Source organism: Vibrio sp. Vb2131 (assembly GCF_033338535.1).
Classification (GTDB): domain Bacteria; phylum Pseudomonadota; class Gammaproteobacteria; order Enterobacterales; family Vibrionaceae; genus Vibrio; species Vibrio alginolyticus.
In genome coordinates this window covers 1-556 of sequence record NZ_JAWOSW010000133.1, presented here as the reverse complement: position 1 = coordinate 556, position 556 = coordinate 1, and the positions used below count along the sequence as shown (strand labels likewise).

1 protein-coding gene is annotated in these 556 nt (G+C 57.2%); it reads right to left on the bottom strand.

Annotated features, from left to right (window positions below):
- Nucleotides 1-102: 102 nt before the first annotated feature.
- Nucleotides 103-556 (bottom strand): hypothetical protein (locus R7E38_RS23230; RefSeq protein WP_318082201.1); only part of this gene is annotated, 454 nt, incomplete at its 5' end.

Here is a 556-nt window from a genome sequence, read left to right as displayed (position 1 = left end):
CACCTAATGGTCTTCACATCCTTAGGGTTGCCAGGACCCCTCCAGAGCCACTACGACCCACAATGACCTCACACAGGCTGTGACCTGCCAACTATTGGGTCCTCAAAAGTGCAGGAACAGTACCGCCACAAGCACCAGTAGGCTGGAGACCACCACGGAGCCGCCTGAGTTCACCTGCACTGTGGTAGAAATTTCCTTTTGGGTCCTCAGATTCTCCAGCTCCTGGTTCAGCCTCTCGATCTTATTCTCAAGTTCCTTGATGCGGGCCTGCTGCTCCTGGGTTTGAGACACCTTCTTCTTCAGGGAATCCCGAAGGTCCATCACGGTCTGGTTGCAGGAGTTTGCCTGCATCTCCGTCTGCAGCAGGCTGTCCTGGGCGCGGGTGAGCTGGTGCTTCAACAGGTGCGTGGTGTTTCGGCACTCATCCTGCAACCGCAACCCGTTCTTACAGGCCTCGCTGTGCGCTGCGTTGGCGAAGTAGACTATCAGGCAGACTAAGACAACCCCGATCAGGACCACCAAGATTGCGGCCACCAGCCACCACCGGCGGATGCTC